Raw genomic sequence first — 2,404 nt, 5'->3', positions numbered from 1 at the left:
CCACCGCACGCCCCACGAAACGCGTGCCTGCTACCGTCAAGCCCACGCCCTCGCGGCATGAAACCCCGGTGACCGGTCCCAGGGTGGAACTTCAGCTCGTACCGGCCGTTGATGTTGGTCAGGGCGTTGACGTATATGACGTCCAGGTCCGGTGCCAGTCGCGTCAGGTCCTCGCGTACGTGGATAGCCACCCCTGCCGCTCGCGCGGCGCCGACGAGCTCTGCATCCAGGCAGTTGTCCCGCCGCTCGCAGACAACCGTGAGTCGCCCGATCAGGTGCGGAAAGACCGCCAGCCCCAGGAGCAGAAAACTGCGCAGGGTACGCATACTCGACGGCACGCCGACCACACCGAGGTGTAGCGGTTCTTCGTCGGGAAAGGCCTCCGTCAGAGTGAACCAGTCGCTGAGTGCCTGAGTCGGGTGCTCCTGCTGACCGTTGCCGCCGTTGATCAACGGCAGGGTCATACCGCAGCGCCGGATCTCCCGGAGGCACTCGGGATCGGGGTGCCGCAGGACCACCAGGTCCGCGTATGTCTGGAGCATGCGGCCGATGTCCGCCAAGGATTCGCCCTTTGCGGCGCCGGTCACCCTGCCATCGGGGATGCTCAACGTTGAGGCACCCAGCCTGAGGGCAGCCGACTCGAAGGACAGCCGCGTGCGGGTGCTCGGTTCGAAGAACGCCGTGCAGACAATGCGGTCCGCCAACGGCCGGATCATTCGCAGCTGTCCTTCTCTCAGCGCCCGGGCGACGGAGAAGGTCGCGTGAACCTCCGCGGAGGTCAGGTTGGCGGCCCGGATCAGGGACCGACCGCGGAGCCCTTCCAGGACCCGTGCCGCCTCCTGGAAGGGCGCCATGTGTCTCATCGCCATCGATAGTCTCCCCCGTCGGCCGGGGAGCGGCAGGTAGCACCCGCCGCTCCCCGGCGCGCAACTCACTAAAGCTCCGCAGCCCGCGCGACAACCCTCGTCACGGCCTGGTCGAGTGCGCCGGTGTCCACCCGGCCGCTGAAGCGCAGCAGCTCACACGGCCGGAAACTCGGGAGTCCCTCGACCAGCCCGGCGTACTCCACACCCTCCTCCAGTAAGAGCACCATCGGCTTGCCCATCGCCGACGCCCAGCCGATCTCAACGTGGGTTCCGGGGGATGCCGGGACGCCGGGAAAGCCGACCACGACGTCGCTGGCCGCGATCTCGTCGTAGTCGAGCTTGGTGAACTGATGAGGCTCCAGCATGGCGGCGCCCCACGCCTCTCGGCGGTGTGCATTGTAGACGGTTGCGCCCTTGGCGTCGTAGTGGGACAACACTGACTCGATGCGATCGCGGGCGGAGCCGGAAACCGTACCCGTGTCCACGTCGACCAAGGCCCAGAAGGGGCCAGCGACGAAGACGCTGGTGATGTCGGTGGCGGTAGCCGTGTCGGAGGTGGAAGTCATGGTTGGAGCTCTCTCTTCTCGAAGCGGGGGGGTACGAGCTGATGGAGTGAGGGCCGGGTGAGCCTGCTAGCGCCCCGGTAAGCCGAAGACGTCGGGCCACCGCTGCGCGAGAAGCGTCTGGTAGAGATGTGGCAACGTCTCCAGTAGCTTCCGGTCGACGGCCGCTGACAGCGCGTGCTGCCGGTGCAGGTAGAAGATCGTGGCGACGTCCCGCCAGTAGTCGCTGAGCCCCATGGCCTCCGGCCGGGCCAGCGCCGACGGGCTGGAGCAGCCGTGCAGCCCATCCATGTAGTCGATCACCGCGTGGATCTGCGGCCAGCTGTCACCTTCGGGCATAGCCGGGAAGGCATCTGCCGGGTTCGTCATGCCGCGGGCCTCGGTGAGGACCCGCTCCGCCCGGTCGGCGTCGTTGAGATACAGGTGGTAGGAGCCCACCGAGTGCGTCAGACCGCCGACCTCGAGCCCCAACTGCCGTGCCATGACCTCCTGCATGCCGGTGAAGGAGAAGACGTCGCTGACCACGCCGACGAACGCGTCGTTGGCACGCATGTAGCTCTGACAGTGCAACGCACCGTCGCGCACGAAGAACTGCAGGCCCAGCGTGCACGCGACGTCGATGTTGTCGGGCACCAACGCCTCGCGGGGCTCATAGATGGTGATGACCGCGCGTTTGGAATCTCTGTCCCGGCGGAGTTCCTGTACCACCACATCCCATCCTCGACGCGGCCCTCACCGCCGTCGCCGAGTTTCTGCGCATCGACCCCGACCTGATCGCGGCCGCGGCCACCGGGTCGACGCCGGCCGCCTCCGGTGAACCGACCGCCGCGCAACTACGCACCTGGGTCGTCGGGCTGCCCGCTCGGGACAAGGATTCCATCCTGACCGACCTGATCACCGGCGGCGACAGCCACCTGCGCAACCGACTGCTGCGCCGCTACCGCGACGCGCAGCCCACCGAAGCGTCCACCCCGA

Annotated in this window: 2 protein-coding genes and 1 pseudogene; all 3 read right to left on the bottom strand. The window is 67.5% G+C overall.

What is annotated here, in order from left to right; translation table 11 throughout:
- Positions 1 to 869 (bottom strand): annotated as a pseudogene (locus tag AB0H52_RS31820) (hypothetical protein); the annotation flags it as partial.
- Positions 870 to 934: 65 nt separating this feature from the next.
- A complete protein-coding gene (locus AB0H52_RS31815; protein ID WP_151493380.1) occupies positions 935 to 1,432 on the bottom strand; it encodes a nucleoside 2-deoxyribosyltransferase in 498 nt (165 codons plus the stop codon).
- Between the two features lie 66 nt (positions 1,433 to 1,498).
- Positions 1,499 to 2,137, bottom strand: coding sequence for a thymidylate synthase (locus AB0H52_RS31810; protein ID WP_192580552.1), 639 nt, complete (start codon positions 2,135 to 2,137; stop codon positions 1,499 to 1,501).
- Positions 2,138 to 2,404 lie beyond the last annotated feature (267 nt).

Origin of the sequence: Micromonospora sp. NPDC050695, from assembly GCF_040654415.1 — a bacterium.
Classification (GTDB): domain Bacteria; phylum Actinomycetota; class Actinomycetes; order Mycobacteriales; family Micromonosporaceae; genus Micromonospora.
Note: the sequence above shows the minus strand (reverse complement) of the source record. Positions and strands in the feature narration are given on the sequence as shown.